The sequence below is a fragment of the Pseudoxanthomonas sp. UC19_8 genome, assembly GCF_042700505.1.
GTDB classification, from domain to species: Bacteria; Pseudomonadota; Gammaproteobacteria; order Xanthomonadales; family Xanthomonadaceae; genus Pseudoxanthomonas_A; species Pseudoxanthomonas_A winnipegensis.
In genome coordinates this window covers 2,781,159-2,805,583 of sequence record NZ_CP170559.1, presented here as the reverse complement: position 1 = coordinate 2,805,583, position 24,425 = coordinate 2,781,159, and the positions used below count along the sequence as shown (strand labels likewise).

Annotated in this window: 12 protein-coding genes, 1 tRNA gene and 2 pseudogenes; 11 read left to right on the top strand and 4 right to left on the bottom strand. The window is 56.7% G+C overall.

Annotated elements, in window-relative coordinates; all coding sequences use genetic code 11:
• The first annotated feature begins 144 nt into the window (after positions 1–144).
• From ACFJIT_RS12405 to ACFJIT_RS12380, 6 genes and pseudogenes are all read left to right on the top strand, one after another.
• A pseudogene (locus ACFJIT_RS12405) lies at positions 145–1,942 on the top strand (autotransporter domain-containing protein).
• A gap of 109 nt (positions 1,943–2,051) precedes the next feature.
• Positions 2,052–2,125: transfer RNA gene (locus ACFJIT_RS12400), tRNA-Gly, on the top strand.
• Between the two features lie 102 nt (positions 2,126–2,227).
• Positions 2,228–2,407, top strand: a pseudogene (locus ACFJIT_RS12395) (DUF6538 domain-containing protein); the annotation flags it as partial.
• A gap of 24 nt (positions 2,408–2,431) precedes the next feature.
• Positions 2,432–3,808 (top strand): site-specific integrase, encoded by a 1,377-nt coding sequence (locus ACFJIT_RS12390; RefSeq protein ID WP_379655772.1) that lies wholly within the window; start codon positions 2,432–2,434, stop codon positions 3,806–3,808.
• Between the two features lie 80 nt (positions 3,809–3,888).
• Positions 3,889–4,683, top strand: a complete 795-nt coding sequence (locus ACFJIT_RS12385; protein ID WP_379653779.1) for an SEC-C metal-binding domain-containing protein — start codon at positions 3,889–3,891, stop codon at positions 4,681–4,683.
• A gap of 69 nt (positions 4,684–4,752) precedes the next feature.
• Entirely contained in the window at positions 4,753–5,802 is a 1,050-nt protein-coding gene (locus ACFJIT_RS12380) for a hypothetical protein (protein WP_379653778.1), read from the top strand.
• Between the two features lie 134 nt (positions 5,803–5,936).
• Here ACFJIT_RS12380 and ACFJIT_RS12375 read toward each other — a convergent pair whose 3' ends face one another.
• From ACFJIT_RS12375 to ACFJIT_RS12365, 3 genes are all read right to left on the bottom strand, one after another.
• On the bottom strand, positions 5,937–6,812 hold the full coding sequence (locus tag ACFJIT_RS12375; protein WP_379653777.1) for a hypothetical protein: 876 nt from the start codon (positions 6,810–6,812) through the stop codon (positions 5,937–5,939).
• A 106-nt stretch (positions 6,813–6,918) separates the two neighbouring features.
• Positions 6,919–10,011, bottom strand: a complete 3,093-nt coding sequence (locus ACFJIT_RS12370; protein WP_379653776.1) for a UvrD-helicase domain-containing protein — start codon at positions 10,009–10,011, stop codon at positions 6,919–6,921.
• Positions 10,012–10,070: 59 nt separating this feature from the next.
• A complete protein-coding gene (locus tag ACFJIT_RS12365; protein ID WP_379653775.1) occupies positions 10,071–11,105 on the bottom strand; it encodes a lysozyme inhibitor LprI family protein in 1,035 nt (344 codons plus the stop codon).
• Between the two features lie 221 nt (positions 11,106–11,326).
• Between ACFJIT_RS12365 and ACFJIT_RS12360 the strand changes: the two genes are divergently transcribed.
• A complete protein-coding gene (locus tag ACFJIT_RS12360; RefSeq protein ID WP_379653774.1) occupies positions 11,327–11,722 on the top strand; it encodes an H-NS family nucleoid-associated regulatory protein in 396 nt (131 codons plus the stop codon).
• 90 nt (positions 11,723–11,812) lie between these two features.
• Positions 11,813–12,499, top strand: a complete 687-nt coding sequence (locus ACFJIT_RS12355; RefSeq protein WP_379653773.1) for an exodeoxyribonuclease III — start codon at positions 11,813–11,815, stop codon at positions 12,497–12,499.
• An 896-nt stretch (positions 12,500–13,395) separates the two neighbouring features.
• Here the strand turns inward: ACFJIT_RS12355 and ACFJIT_RS12350 are convergent.
• Complete coding sequence (locus tag ACFJIT_RS12350; protein WP_379653772.1) at positions 13,396–14,430, bottom strand: cytochrome-c peroxidase; 1,035 nt, start codon at positions 14,428–14,430, stop codon at positions 13,396–13,398.
• A 113-nt stretch (positions 14,431–14,543) separates the two neighbouring features.
• On the opposite strand from ACFJIT_RS12350, the gene ACFJIT_RS12345 reads away from it, so the two are divergent.
• The 3 genes from ACFJIT_RS12345 to ACFJIT_RS12335 all read left to right on the top strand — a co-directional run bounded on the left by ACFJIT_RS12345 (position 14,544) and on the right by ACFJIT_RS12335 (position 24,424).
• Entirely contained in the window at positions 14,544–18,875 is a 4,332-nt protein-coding gene (locus tag ACFJIT_RS12345; RefSeq protein WP_379653771.1) for an IPT/TIG domain-containing protein, read from the top strand.
• A gap of 118 nt (positions 18,876–18,993) precedes the next feature.
• Complete coding sequence (locus tag ACFJIT_RS12340; protein WP_379653770.1) at positions 18,994–24,003, top strand: RHS repeat-associated core domain-containing protein; 5,010 nt, start codon at positions 18,994–18,996, stop codon at positions 24,001–24,003.
• Positions 23,996–24,424 carry a hypothetical protein gene (locus ACFJIT_RS12335; protein ID WP_379653769.1) on the top strand — a complete coding sequence of 143 codons (429 nt, stop codon included), beginning with the start codon at positions 23,996–23,998 and terminating at the stop codon, positions 24,422–24,424. The genes ACFJIT_RS12340 and ACFJIT_RS12335 overlap by 8 nt, the downstream gene beginning before the upstream one ends.
• Position 24,425: the final 1 nt, after the last annotated feature.

Here is a 24,425-nt window from a genome sequence, read left to right as displayed (position 1 = left end):
CTGCAGCGTGAGTTGCCGCAGCGCAAGATGAACCATTGCTGCCAGTGCGCCGCCGTATGGCGGCCACCGCATCCTTGTTCTTCTTCTGATCCGTTGGAGGATCGCATGTCCGCACCCCGTTCCCTGTCCACCCTGTCCGCAGCGGTGGTCGTCGCCCTGGCCGCGTTCGCCGTGCCGGCGCAGGCCGAGCAGCCGGCCTATTCGCAGACCGTGTTCTTCGGCGACAGCCTGACCGACTCGGGTCACTTCCGCCCGGCCCTGATCCAGGTCGCCGGCCCGTCGGCGGCCATCGTCGGCCGCTTCACCACCAACCCGGGTCTGGTGTGGGGCGAGTACGTGGCCGACTTCTACGGCACCAACGCGACCAGCGACAACCAGGGCGGCACCAACTACGCGGTGGGCGGCGCGCGCGTGAACGCGACGGTCAACACCGCGCTGGGCCCGTCCCCGTCGATCGTGTCGCAGGTGAACAGCTACCTGACCAAGACCGGCGGCGTCGCCGACGCCAAGGCGCTGTACACCGTGTGGGGCGGCGCCAACGACCTGTTCGCCGCGGCCCAGGCGCCGGCGCAGGCCCAGACCATCATCGGCTCGGCGGTGACCGCGCAGGTGGGCGTGATCGGCCGGCTGCAGGCGGCCGGCGCGCAGTACGTGCTGGTGCCGACCATCCCGGACCTGGGCAAGACCCCGCAGTTCCTCGCAGGCGGCGCGGCGACCTCGGCCGCCGGCACCCAGCTGGCCACGGGCTACAACACCGCGCTGTTCAACGGCCTGGCCGCCTCGGGCCTGCGCGTGATTCCGCTGGACACCTTCACCCTGATCGACGAGGTCACCAGTAACCCGGCCGCGTATGGCTTCACCAATGCCACCGGCACGGCCTGTGGCGCGATGTCCTCGGTGACCTGCAGCCCGCTCAACTACGTCACCCCGACCGCCAACACCGACTACGTGTTCGCCGACGGCGTGCATCCGAGCACCGCCGCGCACCAGCTGCTGGGCCAGTACGCGCTGTCGGTGCTGGAAGGCCCGCGCCAGATCGCCGTGCTGCCGCACTCGGCCTCGGTGGTGGGCTATTCGCGCGCCGAGCGCGTGTCCATGCACGCCGACACCACCGGCCAGGCGCAGGGCTGGAGCTGGTGGGGCGACCTGCGTGCCGACCGCCAGCGCCAGCAGGACGGGGACCTGTACGACGGCACCACGCCGGCCGGGCTGTTCGGCGTCGATTGGGCGCAGAACGGCTGGACCCTGGGCGCCTTCGCCGGCTACGGCAAGGGCAAGCAGGACTTCGGCCACTCCAGCGGCAAGTTCGACCAGGAAGACACCACCGCCGGCGTGTTCGCGCAGTGGGCCGGGCGCGGCGCCTGGGTCAATGCGCAGCTGAGCTACACCTGGCTGAGCTTCGATGTGACCCGCCAGATCCAGCTGGGCACGGCCACGCGCAAGCAGGAAGGCTCGCCGGACGGCAGCAACTTCACCGCGACGATCAACGCCGGCTTCGACTTCAATCAGGGCGGCCCCTGGCATACCGGCCCGGTGCTGGGCCTGGTCTCGCAGACGATCAAGGTCGACGGCTACGACGAGAACAACCTGTCCTCCACGGCGCTGTCCTTCCCCAACCAGAAGTTCGATTCGCTGATCGGCAGCGCCGGCTGGAGCGCCAGCTTCGACATCTCGCCGACCTGGACGCCGTACGTGCAGGCCACCTACAACCGCGAGTTCGAGGACAGCCCGGCCCAGGCCTCGGGCCTCGCTGCAGTCCATCCCCGGCGCGATGCGCTACGCGGTGCCGGGCGTGAGCTTCGACCAGGACTACGGCGTGGTCGTGGTCGGCGCCCGCGGCCACGTCGCCGGCCTGAACGCCGACTTCGGCGCGCGCAGCACCATCGGCCAGAGCAGCGCCAACGACTCGGGCGTGTTCGTCAGCCTGGGCGGCAGCTTCTGATCCATCCGGTCCGGCCTGCCGGACCGCACCGCCCGGCCCCGCGCCGGGCGGTGCATCGCTCGACGGCGTTGCGCCGGCCGCCGGCCAGCGCATAGACTGCCCACCCGACGCGGGTGTAGCTCAATGGTAGAGCTGTAGCTTCCCAAGCTACTGACGAGGGTTCGATTCCCTTCACCCGCTCCACTTCCCTAAATCGCGCCTCATGCGATTGATTTCAAAGGGAATTTTTGCGGCGATATCCGCAAGCGATACCCACTCCAAAGGTATCGTCTGAGGTATCGTTTCGTGCCCAAGCCCTATCTTCTAACGCGTCCATCGGGGCTTGTCGTTCGCTTCCTGGTTCCTGCTGATCTGCGCGGCCAAGTCGGCTCGCGCTTCATTGTTCGCTCCTTGGGCGCCCGTCGAGGTGACCATGCACGCCTAGCCGCTGCCAGCATGGCCGTGGCACTCTCCTCCTGGTTCGAGGGAGTTCGGCAAGGAGTCGCCGTGGTGGACATCAAGAAGTTGCTCGAAAGCGCTCAGCGCGCTGCCGATAGCGGCACGACGCGTGAATGGACTGCCTCAGGCGTCCAGATCGGGCGCGTCAACTTCGGTGATGTTGAGGCCAGGGGCCGAGAGGACACGCTCGATTTCATCCAAGCTGTGCGCGCGGCGCTAGAGGATCCAAACAACCAAGGGCCGATTGCCGTTCAAGCCCCAAAGCTCGCTGCGCAAGTGGCAACGCCTGCCCCCGAGCCTGATAGCCCCAAGCTGTCAGATGAAATCGCCAACCATCTGGCCGATCTGGAACGCCGTCAGTTGGCGTCTGACACCATCACCGAAAGCCGCCATTCGCTGCGCATCTTCCTCGCGGTGACGGGAGACATTCCCGTCTCAACCATCAAAGTCGCTCACGCCAGAGCGTTCTTGGATGCGGTTCGCTGGTGGCCAGAGCGCGCGACAATTCGGCCTGAATTTCGCGGCATGAGCGTGCTCGACATCATTGCCGAGGGCAAGAAGCGTCAAGTCCAGCAGCCCTCAAAGCACACGCTCAACAAGCATCATCAGCGCCTTGGGGCGTTCTTGAATGGCTTGGTCAAGATGGATCTGCTGACTAAGAACCCGCTCAAAGCACTCGATGCGGATCTGGACACCTCCACCGATTTGGATACGGGGCGGCCGTTTACCCCCGAAGAGCTGTCCAAGATGTTCGAGCCTGAGCGATTCAGGCGCTGGGCAAAGTATCCACACCGATGGTGGGGCGCGATTTTGGGCCTTTACACAGGCGCCAGGGTGAACGAGATCGCGCAGCTTTACCTGGACGATGTGCGCCAGATCAATGGCGTCTGGGGGGTGTTCTTCTGGAAAAGTGCCAGAGGTGCCAAGGGCGCGCAGAAGATCAAGAACAAGTCGTCCATCCGCTTCGTGCCGTTGGCAGAGCCCGTCCTTAACGCCGGCTTCTTGGATTTCGTCGAAGACATGCGCCAAACCGGTCACCCAAGACTGTTTCCACACCTGCCCGCTGGCACCAAGAAAGACGGCACGCCGAATGGGAAAGGCTATGGACGGCAGCTGTCTCGGCAGTTCGCTGCCTATATGAAGACCATTGGGATCGAGAAGGGCACCGCGTTTCACTCGTTCCGGCACACGATGTCCACAACACTTGCCGAAGCCGGTGTTGCATCAATGGACATTGCGATGATTACGGGGCATACGGTCCCCAACCAAGTGCCAACCTTGGACAACCACTACATCCATATTGCGCAGACCGCGACCTTGGCTAAGCGCGTGGAGACACTGGCGAAGTTTCAGTTAGAAATACCCTTACCCGCTTACGCAAAGGGGCAGATGTTTACGCAGCTCAGGTCCGATTCATTCCATTCGTGAGGCTCGCTTCAAAAATGTAGGGTTTGGCCTAAGTCGGTCGAGAAATTTGTCGTAAAATAACTCTTTAGTCGAGAGGCAGTATGACGAACTATCTACAGTCGCAAGCCGAGCTAGAGCAGCACTTGCAGGACCACTTGAGATTTTTGAAGGCGTCGGCTGATTCTTTTGACCGAGGATTCGAAGGGGAGGCTAAGCGGATCGCGGCCTCGCTGCGCGTTCTCCTCCACGATACGAAGTCGTCGCATTCATTGCTTGGGCAGCTTGGTAGCTTGAATGAGACACGCTTTTGTGATTCTTCCCCTCCCGTCAATGAGAACAATCTCCTGGGGCACAGCGGGCTTGTCGCCATGCGTATTGGCGACGGGGGTGCAAAGTATGTGGCGATGTTGGATGACAGTCCTTTCCTTCCGTTTCCTGAGGCCGATTTCAAGACTTGGTGGGCGTCAATCGTCTTCAAGGATGGCAAGCAGCAAACCTTCAGCAGAAGGGATATCGTATTGAGGGTGGCCAATCAGGATGGCGGCGCGCACGTCGATCCCGAGCTTAACTCCGCGTATAGCGATTTGTCGCGCAACAATTCGCTTGGATGGGTCTATTCAGATGGCAACACAGAGACTCCGATGGAGGGACCAGAGAAGGCGGCGCTTCGCCAGATTTGTCACGAGGTTCTGAGGTCGTTAGACCCGAGCTACCCGAGCAAGGTGAGCCAGATCAACGAGGGGATGAGGGTCGGTGGAATGACGATCCAGGTCGGAGAAGCGGCGCAAGCGCGTGCCCGCGAGTTGGAAGCGGCTTCCCATTTGGTCCGTCGAAATCAGGCATGCCCGTGCGGCAGCGGACGAAGGCACAAGCGCTGCTGTGGCGCGCTTGGGTGAGTTCGAGGCGCGCAGGTAGCCTGCTTTCCTGCTCGGTAAACACAAGCGTCACAGCGGGGGAGTAACGACATGGATCTGTTCACGCCTATTACTGAGCACGGCAAGCTCCATCCAAATTTCCTGAACGCCCTTGAAGTAGACCGACAGGGTGAGCGAAACGTTGTTCAGTCATGGGCCGAAGGATTCCCAGATCGAGACAACAAGTTCGTCCATGAGTTTCAGACGACCTTCAACTCCTCCTTTTGGGAACTTTACTTGCATGGGTTGTTACGAAGCTACGACTTCGAACTTGATTGGGCCCACGCGAGCCCGGACTTCAATGTAAGAGCGCATCAGAGCGAGTTCATTGTTGAAGCAGTGACCGCTAACGCAGCTTCTGGAGCGCGGCCCGAATGGGACAAGCCTGTGTTTGACGTCAACGACCTTCCTCTGAAGGAGTTTTGGCCATTAAACCATGTGGCGATGGTGAGATTGTCTAACGCTCTTTCAGGAAAAGTTCGCAAATACGGTCAGTCTTACAGCAGGCTTCGGCATGTCGCTGGCAAGCCGTTTGTCATCGCGGTGGCTCCTTTTGAGCAGCCATTATTCCAGCATCAATACGATCGCCCTATCCGTGCGTTGCTCTACAACGACTATGTCGATGAGGACGCATTCATCGCAAGTCCCGAGTCATTTCCAAGCGGCCATCCTCCAAGCGTTGCGTTGAATTCAATTGAGAAGAGCAACGGTGCAACTATCGACCTTGGTATATTTTTGGACGAAGGATGGGCTGAGGTGAGTGCTGTTCTTTATTCTTGTGCCGCAACTTGGGGCAAGACAGTCGCGATGTCTTCTAGCTTTAGAGAAGGGGTCATCGCTACGCTTCGAATGGGAGAGAACGGACCTGAGAGGCATGTTGCCAGAGTGGGTGAGCCCTCAGAAGTCGTCTCTGATGGGCTGCAGATCTATCACAATCCCTTCGCTTTCCATCCGCTTCCACTGGACGTCTTCCGACGCGATGGAGTAGTTCAGCACTATTTTTCGGAAGATGGCTGGCATCGTGAGGGAGAGATTGGCTCGCTTCTTTACCGAATGCCCATTTCGATTGGCGTTGCTCCGAAGAGCGCCAGCACGCCATGAAAACAATAGCGCTGAGCTTGCGGTTGTAGTCTTCGCCGACAATGGTCTAGGTGTCTTGGCCTTCTAAAGAACTTGCACTGATGACCAGCGGCGACCAAACCAGGCGCCTATAACTACCGCGAGTTGGCTTGGTCCTAGCTCTGGGTGGCTACCGCTTGATTGGCAAGCAAGAAGCCGATGTGATTGACCGAATTGACATCAGCAATGAAGCGGCCTGACGTCGACCTACGAGCATGATCGAAGAGAAGGAGGTAGTGACCCACTATGTCCTCGATTCGAGTAAGCCCGTGCCGGGCCAGGATCGCGGGAATCTGGCTCTTATGGATGGCAATTCGGAAACTGGTGTTGAAGCCACCAAAGTTTGAGAAATAGGTCTCGCCATGCTGCCAATAGCTCAGGGGCCGCACGATGCCCCAGAAGCCGTGCCAGCGCGTAGTGTGGTCTTCGAGGGTGGCCGTTTCAAACCTCACGAAAGCATCGTGAACCGGCATCTCCGTGTGCTCAGGACCCGGCATGCGCAAAGTCAAGGCACTGGTCTTGAAGCTTGGCCACTCAACCAGCTGCTCTAAGAGCTTCTGTGGTCCACGAGAGACGGTGTTGGTTGAGCGGGTCCGATCCCCGCCACCGCGTGTGTGGCTCTCGCTTTCATCTCCATCATCCGGTTCAGCCGATGAGTCGGTAGCCTCTTCCGATACGGAGATGATGCGCACGACTAACTTGGTATTGCGCTGCTCCCATTGGGCAACGGTGCGATCGCTCTCTTCGGTGTCCCAGGGATCGGCATAGCTGCGGGTGATGTCGCAATCTTCGTCGTGAGGGAGACAGAAGAAATGCTCAACCCGTCCACGCCTATTGGCAGTCGGAGCCGATGCTCTTCGAAAGTGAGCAGTCGCCTGGCAATACGGGCAGCGCAGATGAGGCTTCAGGGCCTGGCGTTGGGCCGCAGGCAGCTGTGCAACTTCTTGGGCGGAATAGTCGCGTTCATCGCGGCGATCCTTCGCTTGATGCATTAGACACCCCCTGTCCTAATCACAAGCTTCCGAAATCGCGAGTCACTTCGTCAAGTCCTTCTGGATGCCGGCTGCCAGGCTGGGCCTGATTTGCGGCGTTCGCTCGTCAGGATGAGTGACGCCGGTTCGGGAGCTGTGCTTTGCCATCGCAGGCCGGATAGCGGCTACAACCAAGGAACGGCCCGAATCTGGACTGCCTTCTAACCAGTCGACCCTCGCGGCACTTTGGACAGCTTTCCCCAGGCGGCGCCGACGCGTTGCCAGTGGCGCCGCCGCTCTCCTTATATGCGCATGCGGGGAACTGGCTGCAGGCGAGGAAGGGCCCGTAGCGGCTCGACCTAGTGACCAAAACTCCTTTGCCGCACTGCGGGCAGGCATCGCGCGACTGCTTATTACTGTCTTCAATGCTCAGTCGACCGTTCTTCTGAAGCTCAACGACGAACTGGGAAGGATTGGTCGTGGTGGTGAAGATCCAGGTCTCAAGCCGAGCACGAGTAAGTGCGACGTAGAACAATCGACGCTCTTCGGCAAACGGGAAGGGATCTGCATCGGGCATAGCCAATGCAAGAACGGGGTCGTCTTCGATCTTGCAGGGGAAGCCTAACGTGCCTTCGACCACATTGAGCAAGAAGACGTAGTCAGCCTCTAGGCCCTTGGCCGAGTGGACGGTTGAGAAGCTGACGTCTAGCGTGCCCGAGAATTCATCTATCCAGGACTTGAGTTCGTAGGGCCGATCAAGCTTGCCGTAACGGCCAAGGAGCTTGACCGTGGGCCTTGCCTGCTCTTGTGCGCTGCGCAGGGATAGCTCAAGCAACTTCTCGTAAATCAGGCCGGGCAGATCTTCTTTGGTCTGTGCTGCAAACGCATAGAGCGAAAGTGTGCTCTTGGCGTTGGTGGTGCGCACGTCTTTCTTGATCTGCGCGGGATTGGCCGAGACGAACTGGCTACTGGCGTCGCACAAATCTTGTGGGCAGCGGAAGGTCGTGGTGAGCATGTGCGTTTCTGATGCGCCGAAATGCTCTGTAAAGCGAGTCATCAAGGAGATGTCGGCACCAGCGAACCGGTTGATCGCCTGCCAATCATCGCCGACCACGCAAAGATGTGCCGGCTCCTTGGCGGACTTGATCAAGCCCTTGAGAAGACGTGCGCGAGCGGTCGAGCTGTCCTGAAACTCATCGGCCAGGATCACCAAATAAGGACTGTCGAAATCTCCGTGGTCTAGGAGGTCTGCGGCCTGGTTGAGCATGTCCTCATAGTCGATATAGCCACCTTGTCGCAACCGCCGTTCCCATTCATTGGCGATCTTCTCGAACAGGGAGAGATAAATCTTGAGGCGGATTTTGAAGGCATCGTCATGCGCATCTTCCAGGGCATGCAGGAGCGCCGCATGGTCTAGCCTGTTCGACTTGACGTGTTGCTGGAAGACGCGGAAGGAGCGCGATAACTGGGCGCCATCCAGATGCTGCTTGCCATTCGGTGCACGATTAGGATCGAACACCAGGTCAAGGCCACGCTTGGTGAGATCTGCGCGCAGCTTGCTGAAAGCTAGGCCGCTTCTCAGCTCATGCGAGGTAGTCTCGATCAGGGGGGTGCCAAGGCGGGCATGGAGATCGCGCTTCCATTGCGCTGATGCGACATAGCCCTCAAAGTGCGGAGGAGCATGGCCTTTGGAATCTAGGGCGAAGTGCTCGTAGTAAACGCCAACATCAGGGAAGTAGAAGTCGGGCAGATACTGCCGATGTTCCGTGTCCGCAGTTGGGTGTTCGTAGGGCTGCTCATAGACATAGCGCACGCCATGGTGGAATAGCCAGTTAGCAATGGTCCGCTCTTCCTTACTGCGCACCACCTCGCCCTGAGCGGTGCGAAAGCCTCTCGCCCCAGTCGACGCATCCCAGTCCTCTGGCTCTTCAGGGAGGTCCCAGCGGCCAATGTCTTGCGCGAAGATGACGCGGAACTCTGCCCACTGATGCGCGAAGTCGGCATCGCTCGATTCTAGTGATCGAATGATGTCAGCGATCTGATGGATGTCTTGGCCGTCTCTCTCCAACCAAGGAGCAAGCATTGGCTTAGCTCCGGTGGCTTGTGCAATGACGGTCATGCTGAAACCATGAAAGGTCTTGGCGGTGATCGCATCGGCCTTGGGCACACCCGCGAGACGCTGCTGGAGGCGTTCGCCTAGTTCTTCCGCAGCCTTGCGATTGAACGCCAGGAGAAGCACCTGCTCGGGCTGACAGATGCCTTGGACGATTGCGTAGCCTGCTTTGGCCACCATGGTCGAAGTCTTGCCAGATCCTGCGGCAGCAACCACAAGCTCGTGGTCATCGAAGCAGACCACCGCCTCGATCTGCTGCTCGGTCAGTGGCGAACGCTCGATCGTTTGGAAGAAGACGGCCAACTCAGCTTTGCGGTCTCGAATGAAAGTGTGGTTGTAGCCTTTGCGGAATTGCTCCGCGACATCCAGCGGTGACTTGCCCAAAGCTGGGTCAGCCAACTCGCTCCAGCGCTTATGTGGTGGCAGATTGATTGGTAGACGCGCCAGCCAAGTTCGACTTGCTGAGTGGCGCCACCAATGTGTGCGTTCGCCCGTCGCCTTGTTTCGCAGTTCTTCGCGCCACGTCAGTGCGCGGGTGTGAAACAGCTTTCGATTGTGTGCGTCTTGGGTTGCCAGAAGTTGATCACGCGTAGGCGCCAGCGGACTTTGAGCCATCTTGCTGATCCCGGGCACGCGTTTGGCCAGGGGATGCCCAAGCAAAAGATCAGTGGCGACATCCTTCACTGGTTGTGGCGGAGCGGGGGCTCGATTAAGCACTGCATCGATGTGCTCGGGAAGAGCCCAGTCGTTGGCATCTGGCACGACTTGCGATGAGTAGCGGTCGACCCAGTGTTTGACGCTTTGGAAAAACACTGGACTGAAGACTTGGCCCAGCCAGTGGATCAGGGACCGTTCAAAGCCCTCGACCATCGCCCGGGCTTCATGATTGGGGATGCCGTCCACACTCAAGGTGCGTCCATCAGCAAGCTCGAAGCGACAGGCTGCCCAGAAGAGGCCTGTCGCGCACGAAACGGCCCTGATATCGATCGGATGACCTGAGATACGATTCTGGCCAACAGTGAGCGTAAACGAGCTGGTTAGCAGCTCGAAGTGCCAGTCCGGGCTCTGGGTCAGCAGCTTGCCAACTGCGGCGGGCTTCCATTTCATAGCCTGATGCCTCGGTCCATATCCTTATGGTCAAGGCATCGGAGCCTCGCCCTCTACGCTTACCACGTCAGCTGTGCAATCCTGGCGTTGTACGCCCGCGCGACGCACACGGCATCCGAACAGGCGTCCCGAACTTCGCGCCTCCAAGCATTCTGTTCTCTCTTTAAAACATCTGCGTCGGCGGCATTGGCGCGTGCGGAACGGTAAAGCGAGGCCAGGTGCACGTCTTGCTGGGCGAGTGCACTGTCCCCGCAAATCATGTGCTCTACACGGCTTCCGGCCTTAGCGCAGTCAAAGCTGGCAGAGACCATAAGCGGGTTTGGTGTTGAATCATCGATCGGCATCTGAGCTGCTGTTGCAGCAGTTGCTGCCGCCGCTGCTGCCGCTTCGGCCATGGCGTTGCCTGCCGATTGCATATAAGCGTCCGACTCCTTGATCTGCTGCTCGATGACCTTAGGATCTTTCCCGATAGGCTCAGGCTCGGCTTCGACTGTGGACTCGGGCGATGGTTTTGTAACCTGTGCGACATGTTGGGGCTGTTGGACCGTAGGCGATGGCTCATCGTGGTCGTAGCGCGGATCGTGGAGGGCATCAACTATGTCTTCGAAAGTCACGGTCCGGCCTAGGTCCCTCCTAAGGCGGCTGGTTAGCCCGTGCTTAACGTTGTAGTCCTCTACACCCGCACCCATCACCATGAAAAAATCTTCTTGAGTGAGTAGCTGGGTGGTAAAAGCCGTCCGCTTCCCCCAATACTCGCGTCCCCCCATGAACCATCGAGCGAAGAAGCCCGGTCGCTGATCTTTTAGGTTGCCTATAATGACCGTGTCCACTGCCTTCATCCCGGCTTCCATCTGCTCGTCTCTAATCCGGTCTCCGAACTCCTCTCGCTTTTTGATGGCAAGGTCCTTTCCGAGCTCAGCGATCCGCAGGTTGATTTTGACAAGCCGGTTCACGCATTCGACGGTGTAATCACCAAAGCACTCTTGACGCCAAACGCTCGCATCCCAGTCGATCTTAGCCGCAGTAACTTTCGAGCAACCGCCAAGCGTAACGGCGCCGATCGCTATTGCTAGCGCGATATTGTATTGCTTCATGTTGCCCCCTGTTGCGATGTGAGTGTCAAGCCCTGTAGCGCCTGAATTCGTGTGATTTCAAGCGAAACCCGGACTCTGAAGAGCCCGCTACTGAAAGCGGGGGGCGTCGGCACATCGAGCCATGAGATAGACGACAGAGTAATCCTGAGGCTGCTGGCATCTATCCTCAAAGCGGCTGTTAGGCCATAGTAGTTGTGTCCCTTTTTATGAGGTTTTGAAGTATGGCAGGAATTTCCCTCGATTCGATCGCCGCCACCAAGGCAAAGTTGGAGGAAGAACTTCGCAAGTTGGAGGAGCAAGAAGCTCGGTTGCGGCAAGATCAGGCTGCCGAAGCGTTCAATAAGGTGGTCAAGCTGCTTGAAGAATTTGCTCGGCACTTCAATGCTCAGCAGCGTGCGGAAATTGCGGGCTTTGTCATTCATGGGGCGGCAAAGCCCAGGAAGGCAGCTGCTTCAAAGAAGGAGGTCGCTCCCAAATACTGGCTGCCTCATACCCAAGAGACTTGGTCGGGTCGTGGACGCACTCCGAGGAGCTTTGCTGCGTGGGAAGGCACTGCCGCGTATAACGACTGGAAGGCAAAGCACCCGGACGAGAAGTTCCCCAAGTATCCTGGCTGAGGACTTAGGCTGCGAGGCTGACCCACATCCAGGCACAAGGGTTTCCAGCCTCACAGCTGCCGGCAAGAGGGCAAGCCACCAGGAGTAGCGATGCCGAAACGACGGACCTTGAAGCTAGCGACATTCAACGTCAACGGCATCAACACGCGCTTGGCGAACTTGCTCAGCTGGTTGGAGGAAGCCAAGCCAGACGTAGTCGCGCTTCAGGAATTGAAGGCAACCGATGGAGCCTTCCCCGTCCAAGCGCTCGAGGTGGCTGGCTATGGAGCGATCTGGCATGGGCAGCAGTCCTGGAACGGCGTGGTGGTGGCTGGCCTCTATCTGCCCAACGGCAACCCGCAGCCTGGGCCGAAGTTCGACTACAAGTTGGCGTGGATGAAGCGGCTGGAACAGCACGCAAAGACCCTGGTGGCCTTGCCGCACCCGGTGGCCCTGATGGGCGACTTCAATGTCATTCCCACCGATCTGGACGTCTACGACCCGAAGTCATGGAAGAAGAACGCCCTGATCCAGCCTGAGTCCCGAGAAGCGTTTGGACGCCTGGTCGGGCAGGGGTGGACGGATGCCGTGCGCGAAGCCTTCGGTGAAGAGCGGATCTATACATTCTGGGACCACTTCCGCCAACACGCCGAGCGAGACCGAGGCCTTCGCATCGATCACATTCTGCTCAACCCTGTCCTGGCCGAAGGTTTGGTCGAGGCGGGGGTGGACCAATGGGTCCGCCTGGAAGAACGCGCGAGCGATCACGCCCCGACCTGGGTGACCGTGAGGGTCTGATCACATCCGGCAGAGGAAGCCGTGGCTACAACCATCCGAACGCTTTGGGAAGCGGCCGATTGCCTCTGGCCAGAAGATTGATCGTTGACGCCTGCCGTTCGGACTTTTCTGACGTCCCACCGCGTCAATGTCTGATGGATTTGTGGCGCTCACAACGGCCAGACTAGTTCCATCGTCCAGGCCACTTCACCCGTCATGGATGGGGGACGGAAGGTAGAACTTCCACAAAGCGCCGACGTTCGAAGGCCCCGCATGCGGGGCCTTTGTCTTTCGCGATGCAATGCGGGCAGCTACAGTTTTCAGCGGCAGGTCGTGCACTATGGGGTCGTCTGGGACGCCGCCACGTTTCAAGTGGTGACCTTTCGTCTGTAGAGTTCGAGCGGCGCTATGTGCAACCCGGGTCCTGAGGGTCCACAAAACCCTGGGCGTATCAATCGCATGCTAGTAAAACCATGGACGTCAAAAAGGACGACTGAGATGAAGGGACTAACGTTAGCGCTTTTTCTATGTGCAGCAACTCTCTCCGGCTGTAATAAGGAGGGGGCTGGTGACGGCTCACCATTGCCAGCGATAAAGCCGGCTGTCCTTGAGGCGCGGTTGCTCACAGGGGATGCTACCGCTCCGACGATTCAGTATGCGGATAAACCCGTTACTTTTGCGGTAAGGACATCAACTGACGGTGCTGCGATTACCGGTCGCCTCATTGAGCTAGGGACAGGCATTGAATCGGCAACGGAAGCAACCACCTCGAGCGTTGCAAAGCCTGCAACGCTAAAGTTCATGCCGACAGGCGGTTCCTGGGCGCCAGGACGCTACGTACTGGAGATATCAATGGACGGAAAGATGGCGCTCCAGCGAGACCTCGATATCTACGAGCGCGATGCTCAGTGATCTATCTACTGATGCTGAGTGTTTAAGGTGCTCAGGAAATCGACCAACTGCTGTTGCTCTTCCACGGTTAGGGAAATCGGCTTGCCCGCTGACAAGCTTCGATAGTAGATCTCCCGTTCCACAGCCTCGCGTAAGGTGGCTATGCTTCCGTCATGCATGTAAGGTTGAGTTATAGCGACATTGCGCAGGGACGGCGTGCGAAATGCGCCAAGATCAGAGGGGGCGCGCGTACTAACGAATCGGCCAAGTTCTGCGAGAGCTTGATCCTCTAGTACAGCTTGTCCAACGGCTAGCCGCTCGTGCGCATCATCTAACTTTTCAAGTAATGGTCTGACGTTGCCAGCCACTCGCTCAAACCCAATGCCGGCGTGGTGAAATTTTCCGTCGGAAAATGTTGCGGGACTACCTGCTAACGAATGGCACTCGCTACAGCCCGCACGCCCAGAAAAGAGTTTCAACCCAGCAAGCTGGTTTTCCGATAGGGGATGCTTAACTGGGTCGGAAACGTAGTCGTCGTAGCTGGCGCCTCCACTTGGCAAGGATTGGAGATAGGCCGATAGGGACCGAGCTATACGTTCTTTAGTTACTTCCTCTGTGCCAAACGCAGCCTTGAAGAGCGGGCCGTATCTTTTCTGGGCGGCAACCGCGTCTACCAAAATTTGAGTATTCGCCAAGCCCATCTCAACCTGATTGGTGAACGGCTGAAGCACGGCGCTATCAAGAGAGGCCTCTCGGCCGTCCCAGAAAAAATTCTGGACATCGCTCAAGCCAAGAAGACTCGGCGCGTTTCTGGTGCTTTCTAATCCGTAGACACCGACCCCGCGTGGACTCTGGGAAGAAAAAGCCAGCTGTGGATCGTGACAATTCTGACAGCTCACTGTCAGATCTGCACTCAAATTTGAGTCGGAGAAAATCGCCGCTCCAAGCTCAAAAGTAGCCTTATTTGCGATGTTTTTATCCGTGCAACCCGCAAAGGAGAGGATCGCAAGCAAGCTTGCCAGAAGCAATTTTGTTAACGACTTCGCAGTTTTGCGTTCCATGTCCGCCTTGACAGCCCTCCTAGCGCCTGCATAAGTATAGGCACACAGGTGCAAGAAGCGCATCGTCTTAATTAATGGACACTGGCCCGCCAGCCGGCGCTAGGAGAGCGGATATGGAAAGTCGCTTGTGGCGTTGCTTGCTACGCATTTCAGGGGCGATGAAAAAGCGCGGCTTGAGTGCACGGCTGCCTGCTTATTTGATGGTGTCCGTCCTTGCGCTCACGATTTTTGGCGCTTGGGCGACCTCCTATGTCTACGACGCAAACGGTCGCCTGACGATGGTGACTAACGATAGCGGGCAAAGTGCGCGCTATCGATACGACGCAATGGGAAACATACTCGAGGTTACAAGGCACCAAGTCTCTGACCTCGTAATCTTTGGTTTTTCTCCCGAGCAAGGAGCCCCTGGCAACCAAGTCACAATAACAGGGCAGCAATTTTCCGCTACAGCGGGCTCAAATCTGGTCACGTTCAATGGAACAGCTGCGTCAGTTGTCTCCGCTGATGCTTCCAAAATTGTCGCGCTGGTCCCAGCGGGTGCGACGACTGGAAAAATCGGCGTGACAGTTGGCGCGCGCTCAGCAATGTCTGCGGATAACTTCGTCGTAGATGCTAGTCATACGCAGCCGATCATCTCCACTGTCAGCCCGCTGGTCGCGCAGCCAGGGGATCTCATAACGGTTACGGGATCGAATATGGTTCCTAGCCCTAATCAGACATCTGTAAAAGTGGGCGGCTTAGTCGTCCAGCCACTGACAAGTTCCAACGCGTCAATCACGTTCAACTTACCGACGGGCGTTGGCGGTGGCCATGTATCAGTCACAACCCCATTTGGTGTTGCAGTCTCTGCTGATTCGATATTGGTGCTGCCTGCGGATGTTGATCCCGACAAGATCGATGGCGCGGTCTCTCTTGCGGTTGATGATCCAGCCCAGTCGCTCTCAGTGAGCGAATCGCAAAAAATCGCTGCGGTTAAGTTCGAGGGAGAGGGAGGCGAGTGGCTGAGTGCACAGTTTGCCTCCATCACATCTTCATATATTTCTTATACGCTCTACGACCCAACCAACAGGGTAGTTGGTAGCGGCACAATATCGCCAAGCAGTCCCACAATCCATCTTCCGAAGATCGCGCGCAAGGGAGAGCATCTCTTGCTTCTGGCTCCTTCGGCGGGACCGGCATCTTGGACCATTCAATTGGAACGTTCCGCGACTTTAAGCGTAAACGGCGCGCCAATCGCCTTGAATACCGCCCAGGCCAGTCAGAGCAAGCGAATATTGTTTGAAGCAGAAGCAGGCAAGAATTTGGGGCTGGGCCTATTTGATAGAGATCCATCCGAGGATTGGCATTCAGCTACGGCCACAATTTTGGGGCCTGATGGAAGTCAGCTAGCTCAGCAGCTCTGCGCCAAAGCCAACGCTGGCTGTGGCTTGAATGTCACGGCGCTTGCCTCCGGAACCCACAGCATCATCGTTGTTCCGAGCACAACTGCTCCAAGGAAAATCGCCTTTGATGCGATCTTGTCAGGCGACATCACTGCGTCCCTAGCGATTGAGAGTCAGTACTCTCTCAATATCAGCAAGCGAGGCCAAAATGCGCGACTGAGTTTCGCGGGTCAGGAAGGCCAGAGCCTCGCGCTGAAGGTGTCGGATCAATCGTCTGTACCAGCCGACCGTTCTGTTTACTACCGCATTCAGACGCCAGACGGAAAGTTGTGGAAAACACTCCAAGTGACTACTGGCGCGCTGCTCAGCTTTGTGTTGCCAAGCAGTGGCACCTATCAAGTCATGGCGGACCCCGCCTACGGTGAAACCGTCCAGGCAAAGGTGACCTTAACTGCTGGGCAAGCATCTAGCATGCAGCTAGATGGCGCTGATGGTGCGTTCTCAACGAGCTTGCCTGGTGAGGGTGTGTACTTCAACTTCGTTGTCTCAGGCGGGCAGAACCTGGGCTTGGGTATCAGCGATCTGATTATCAGCAACGGCACGGCTGCAAACGTCACCGTAACAAAGCCGGATGGGACGATACTTGGCTCGCAACGTTGCGTGGCTTTGAACGCTGGCTGCGACTTTAACCTTTCCGCCACGGTTGCTGGAAGATACGCGGTAGAGGTGACGCCGGTTGACGAACAGCAAACCATGTCTTTCAAGTCCACGCTATCGACAGATATAACGGGAGCTTTGCTCCGCGATACGCCTTCTGGCTTAAGCGTCACTCGCCGTGGTCAGAACGCCCGCCTCAGTTTCAGCGGAGTATCGGGCGATACCGTTGCACTGCAGCTAACCGGACAGATCACAACACCTGCCTCTGGTCGCGTGTACTACCGTGTCTCAAAACCTGATGGCACGAGCCTCACTTCGAGCATCGCGACACAAGATAGAACTATCAATATGGTGCTGCCGATTTCCGGTGAGTATCAGATACTTGTCGATCCTGAGTTTGGTGCCAAGCTCACCACAACACTTGACATGGTGGCAGGCCAACTGGGCCAGATGGAGCTGGATGGAAGCGAAGGGCTTTTTCAGACTACTGTAGCAGGGCAGGACATCGCGATAACTGTGCCAGCAACCGCCGGTAAGGGTATGGCGCTTGCCATAAGCGACATAGTCGTAAGCACCGACAACCGCGTTTCCGTCAAGGCCTATACGCCGAGCGGCAGTGTTCTTCAAAGCAGTACTTATTGCTACATCTCGGACGGTGGTTGCGACATCGAGTTCTTCAGGCCGGTCTCTGGCAACTACAGCGTCATCATCAGTCCTACGAGTTCTTCGCAGACAATGAAGTTCAGGGCAACGCTGTCTTCGGATCTGGATGCAAGACTCGAGCGCGATGTGCCATTCAATTTGGCCCTGGATCGGCGTGGACAAAACGGCTGGCTGAGCTTTGACGGAACGGTTGGCCAAACAGTTGCTTTGCAAATTGCCAATCAGCAGACGGCGCCAGTTGGGAAACGGACCCGCTATCTGGTATTCCGACCGACGGACACCGGGAACAACTCGTGGAAATCCAATACGGATGTCGTGTCTGGAGGCGATCTCAATCTCTCGCTGCCGCAAACGGGCACGTATCGGGTGTTTGTTGACCCAGACTATGGCGCGGCTACCAACGCGCAACTAACGTTGACAAGCGGACAAACAAATGGTCTTGCGATCGATGGCGAGGCAATTGACGCTGCGACAAACCTTCCAGGCGAGCGGATCTACTTCAAGGTCGATGCAACTGCCGGGCAAAATATTTCCGCTGCGATCTCCGCGCTATCTGTAAGTGAAGGAACGTACGTAAACATCGCTGCCTATGAACCTGACGGTGACACGTATCAATCGGAAACGAGATGCTACGTGAGCGAGGGGGGATGCGACGTAGACATCTTTAGGCCCGTCACCGGGTCATACATGGTGGTCGTCAGGCCCGCTACAGCCACGCAGGTAATGCAGTTTAAAATGTCACTCGCCAGCGATGTCACGGGTGTGTTGCCGCGCGATACGGCAACTGAGCTTAATCTTAGCCGCCCAGGCCAAAACGGCTGGCTGAGCTTCAACGGCACAGCCGGCGAGTCGCTAGCAATACAGGCGGCTAACCAACAAACGTCTCCAGTGGGCACGGAAGCTCGTTACTTGGTATTCCGTCCATCCGATACTGGGTCCACTTCTTGGAAATCGATCACCGGCGTTCTAAGTGGTGGAGTGCTCAATCTCTCACTGCCGACAACGGGCACCTACATGTTGTTCGTTGACCCCGATTATGGTGCGGTGGGATCCACCCAGTTGACGCTGTCGACCGGAACAACCAACGGCCTAGAACCCGACGGAGCACCGGTGAGTGTGGAAACCGGACTTCCCGGGCAAACGGTTTACTTTTCTGTGCCGACGGTTGAGGGACAAAATCGGTCCTTCTCGGTATCCAACTTGGTTGTCAGCAGCGGAACTTACGTGGATATCATGGCTTACGAGCCCGACGGAGATATTTATTCCTCAACGACTCGTTGCTATGTGGCTGATGGCGGCTGCGATGTGGACTTCTTCAAGCCAGTCACTGGTGCTTATAAAGTGGCTATCTCGCCTCAGACAGGCGACCAAGCCATGCAGTTCGATGCGCTGGTCTCCTCCGACGTGACAGCCGTCCTTCAAAGGAATGTGTCGTTTACGCTCAACTTAGCTCGAAGAGGACAAAACGGTTGGCTGAGCTTCACAGGAACAGCAGGTGAATCTGTTGCGCTACAAGTCGCCAATCAACAGAGCTTCCCTGCCAATACAAAGGTCCGCTATCTCGTCTTCCGGTCTACGGACGGAACTACCGCCTGGAAATCAATGACCGGCGTCGTAAGTAGCGGGGCGCTCAATCTTTCTCTGCCAACGACCGGAACCTACATGCTGTTCGTTGACCCTGACTACGGAGCGACGACTGCAACGCAGTTAACCCTGTCTACTGGTGCGGCTGGTGGTTCGTGAGCAGTGAGATAAAACACCGAAAGGCGTTCTTGGGAATTAGTTAAGGAATACGAATTTCTCCCTATGGGGACTAACGGAGCGGGCAGCCAACGCTGCGTCTGGCAAAGGAGTGTTAGCGATGGGCATCGAGAAGCTAGGGGTCAGTAAATGGGCGGTCTTTCTAGGACTGTTTGGAGGCACGCTCGCTGCTAGTGGCGCCTCAGGTCGAGTGGACGCGCTCGCTCAGGTCACGCCCGTGCAATCGGCAAAGATGCTGGAAGCGTCGCTCCCCGCCTATACAGAGAAAACAGTCCGATTGGCTAGTGGCGAGGCGCTGACACTATCGGCGGATGGATCATCACTGACGCTTACGGCCTCTAAGTCACACGCACAGTCACGAAGCTTTGCGTTGGTTCCTCGACGAAAAGGCGCGAGCCTTACTGCTCTACCCTCAGGCCGGGTGCTGATCTGGGGTGGCCTAGACGAACACGGAAAACTTGTGCGGGATGGCGCTTGGTTCAACACAGAACTCAAGACCATGGAGGTTGCACATAACCTTGCTCCTGCGCCTCGTGCTGGCCATACAGCGACGGTCATGACGGATGGGCGCGTGCTGTTCGCTGGCGGGCTGCCTTCGACCTTGCCGTCTGAGCTTTGGGATGAGAAAAGCGATCGTGCATTAGCGCTGTCTGATGTGACCCGGATTGATCGAGCCAATGCCCGCGCCATATTGCAGGAAGACGGCGCTGTTCGTTTGATTGGTGGTGTGGATGAGGCAGGACGGAGGGCTGGGCAGGAGCTGGTGTTCGACACGGTATCGGGGCGCTTTCAAGACAGGCCCGTCCAACTCCATCAGTGGCCTAAGGGGAAGGCCGATATAGCTGCGACGCTTCCTGTGCAGGGGGCTTCGAACGTGTCGATCGACCCTCTCTTGGCCATCCGTTTCAATCAGCAGGCCCGTGTTACCGACCTTAGCGCGGCAAACTTTTCGCTAGTTGGTCCTGGTGGACCTGTTCCCGTGAGTGTCGTGGCGGCAGAGGAAGGGCGTCTGGCTTTCGTTCGTGGCAAGCAGACGCTTTTCCCAGACTCCAAGTACACGTTGATGATGAACGGCGTCCATGCGGATGCGTCTGGGGAGCGCTTGCCGCTGTCGGTTGTGGATTTCCGCACTAGCGCTATTGGAAACGACGGTCGACCTGCAGCGCGCCCCAGTGCAGTGAGCGAAGATAATGCTCAGGCGCAGCGCATCTTGGCCGGAGACTCAGCGGAAACTGGATGCAAAGCAGAGGCTGCTTACTTCTCGCCGTGCAGGTCGAATGGGCGTCTGCTTGATGCAGTATGGTATCCAGGCAAGGACAATGCAGATAACCGTTGGCGCATTCCCGGCAATGGGCTTAGTGTTGAAAAGAGCCCGAATATTGCACGGATTGCTTCTGTCTACCACGTAACAATGGTGCGCGGTAGGATTCTTCGTATCGATCAGAAGCCTGTGGCTAACGTAGAAGTAAGCATAGGTGGCGAGGTCACAAAGACTGATCGCCACGGCTGGTTCACTCTGGTAGATGTGCCGAGCGGGTATCGGGAACTCTATGTCGATGGGACAACAGCGAACAGTCGTGGCGAGGAATACGGGCAGTTTGTCGTAGGCGTGAATTTAAAGGCTGGTCAGCTCAACGAACTTCCGTATCTGATGCATCTTCCAAAGATCAGTCGGCGCGATAAAGTAAAAATTCCATCGCCCCTAGCACAGGATATGGTGATTGGGCATCCGGATATTCCCGGGCTTGAGCTTCATATTCCAAAAGGCACGATAATCTACGATCGTAAGGGTCGTCTCGTAACTGAGCTGGCGATTGTTCCAATGCCGGTAAATCGAGCCACGTTCCCGGTCATGGAAAATCATCCCATGGCGTTTACGGTCGAACCTGGCGCTGCACAAGTGCGCGGGCTCGAGCCCAGCGCCGCTAACGGTATACGCGTCTACTACCCGAATTACGACCGTTATCCAGCCGGTACCGAGGCTAATTTCTGGATTTATGAGCCGCAGCAGGGCTGGCGCGTCTATGGAAAGGGAACCGCATCTCCGGACGGAAAACACTTTGTGCCCGAGCAGGGAGTTGCTCTCCATCAAACGATGGGTGGCATGTACAGCGTTCCGGGAACAAACAGGCCTAGCGAGCCTAGTCTGGCTGCGGATAACACCGGCGCATGTGGGTGCAACGGTGATGCTGCGGTAGAAGGCGACCCGATTGACCTGAGAACAGGGGAGTACACCTATTCAGAGAAAGACGTAACGATCCATGACATCGTGCCTATCACTGTAGCTCGAAGCTACAGGCCGCACGATATGAATAGGCGTGAATTCGGAATTGGCACATCATGGAACTGGGGCTACACGCTTAGCCGGCCTGATACATCATCTTATGATGTGATTGACCTGGTTCTGCCAAACGGATCTTCAGTTCAGTTCGGAAGAATATCGGGAAGTGGTAACCAGGGCGAGTGGAGGCAAGCAGGTAGCAATACGGAGTTTGCGGGGGCACTTTTAAAAACAGTCTACGATTCGGATCCAACGCAGCCTTGGGGCCGTGCTTACAGGCTCACATTACGCGACGGTTCGCGAATGCAATTCTCAAGCTACAACGACATTAGAGTCCGTTGGATTGAGGATCGCCACGGGAACAGGACCTCTTTGGTCTACGACGCGGGTCTAGTGGTCAAGGTGATATCACCAAGCGGGCGATCGATATCAATAGATTACGACGGAAATAGCAGAATTTCCACGATAGCTGATTCAGCTGGTCGCGAATGGGTATATCAGTATAATTCCGACGGGCTCCTGTCGGATGTGACTTATCCTGATTCGACGACAAAACATTATTCATACAAAACAGTTAAACAAGGAGGTGCTCTTAGTCTGCATCGCGTCGAAGCAGTCACTGACCAAAGAGGGATCCGTATACTGCTGAATGAGTTTGAGGTCGTCTCCGGTGCGGTGACAGGACGGGTGATTAAGCAAACCCAGGCCGACGGCGGTGAAATTACCATTGACTATGCCCATGTCGACGGAGCGACGACCGGCACACTCGTTACTAAGCCCGATGGTAGCAAGCGCCGATTTATATTTAATGCGCTGAGCGCGTATCCGACCTCAATTACGGAAGGATACGGTACGTCAAAGGCGAGGACGACAAATTTTGAACGGAATTCCAATGGACTACTTACTGCGATAACCGATCCACTCGCACGTCGCACCGAATACGCGTACAACCTCGACGGGCAGCCTATTTCTGTCAAGGAGTTGGCAGGTACCTCTATGGAGCGAGAGGTATCGATGTCCTACTCGGTCGATGGCGATATTTCAGTCATTACTGACCCGCTTGGGCGACAGAAGCACTTTGGATACACGAATCGCTGCCTGACGTCGGTCGTTGATCAGCTTCAGCGGGAGACGCGTTTAATTTGTAACGTCGCTGGCCAGCCAACCAAGATCACTGATCCAATTGGCAGAAGCATGGATCTATCGTACGACGGCTACGAATTAGTAAGCGTGACCGATACGCTCGGGCGCACAGTTCGATATCGCTATGATGCATTTGGACGTCCTATCTCTAATGAGGATTCCGAAGGAAACCTCGTTCGATTTGAATATGACGTCATGGGGCGATTGTCGAAGAAGATCGACGGCCGGGCGAATGCGACAAGTTTTGCTTACGACAATAATGGCAATGTTGTGGCCGTTCTTCTGCCAAATGGAAACGGTGCAACGTACGAATACGATGTTAATAATCATCTGATATCGCGTACTGATGCTTTAGGTCAGGAAGAGACTTGGACCTATGGCGCATCCGACCGTGTTGAGACTTACACGGACCGAAAGGGCCAATTAACCAGCTATTCGTATGACATCTTGGGCCAACTTGAGGCGACTTCGTATGATGATGGTAGCTCAGTCACTGCTACTTTTGATGCGGTAGGTCGGCTTACCTCGCTAGCTGACAGCATGGCGGCGAGTTCAATCACCTGGCAGTACGATGATTTCGATCGAGTGCTGTCTACGACTGGGCCACCTGAAAGCATCACATACGGCTATGACACGATCGGCCGCCGCACTAGCATGGCGGTGGCCGGACAGCCTACGCAAACCTACGAGTACGATTCAGCAGACAGGCTGACCAAAATTCTGCGTGGTACCGAAGTCGTCAGCTACGCCTATGATCAAGCTGACAGAATTTCGGAAGTAATCCTGCCAAATGGCGTTCGCGCTGGTCACGCATACAACGACGCGAACCAAATTACTGGTTTGGCGTGGCGCAAGCCAGACAACACGCTACTTGGCGACCTCGGTTACGGCTATGACGTTACCGGTAAAATTGCATCCCAGACGGGCAGCTTTGCGTCTCAGCTGTTACCTGATGCATCGGGTGGTGTTAGCCAGTACGACGATAATAATCGACAAACTTCGAAGAATTCTCAGCCTATCGCATACGACGCCAATGGCAACGTAACGAGTGACGGCGTACGGACTTATGTTTGGGATGTCAGGGATCAGCTAGCTGAGATTCGGGAAGGATCTTCAGTAATAGCAAGTTTCACATACGACGCTTTGGGGCGGCGTATATCAAAGACAGAAGGAGGTTCATCGGTCAGCTACCTCTACGACGCGCAGGATGTCGTCCAAGAGACCAGGGCCGGGGTTACAAACCCTATTTTTACTGGCCTTGGGGTCGACCAGCGCTATGCGCGGAGTGAACAAAGTGGCAGGGTCTACTATCTTGTAGATGCGCTAGGTAGTACGCGCGCCCTAACCGACGGTCAAGGCGGGGTAGTTCAGCGCTACGATTATTCACCTTACGGTGAAACTTCCCAAACGAGTAGCTCCTTTACAAATCCGTACAAGTTCACAGGTCGCGAACAGGACTTAACAGGCCTTTACCATTATCGGGCTCGCTATTATTCGCCTGAAGCGGGTCGTTTTATAAGCGAAGACAGCTTCAAATTTGCATCAGGGGATGCGAATTTTTACGCCTATGCGCTTGGAAACCCAGTTTCGTATACCGATCCGTCAGGAACATTTTGTCTGGCTCGCTTTGATCCCAATTGTTTGGGGCGGGATCGAGCTTGCTCTATCGCTGTACGACTTGTATGACACCAGCAGAACGCTGATGGACCCATGTGTCTCTGGGCGCCAGAAAGCACTTGCCGCTAGTCTCTTTGTAGCCGGCTTGGTCCTCCCAGGTGGTGGCTATAGTAAGGCAGATGATGTCGGAGGGTTTATTTATCGCCGGATCAACCCGGTCACTGGTGAACATTACATTGGCCAATCAAAGTCAATGAAGCGCTACATCGAACGTCAAGCTGAGCACAATCGAGCGCTTGGAGTCCAACATGAATACGAAGTGCTTGGCAACGCCGCCCCCGGGCGTGATCTCGATGTTCTCGAAGAGACAATGATCAGGCAGAATGGAGGCATCCAGAAGAGAGGCGGTACGCTCGCCAACAAACGGCATCAGATGAGCGAGAAAAGATATAGGGCTGCGGGCGGCACCACGGACTTACCTTACGATTGAG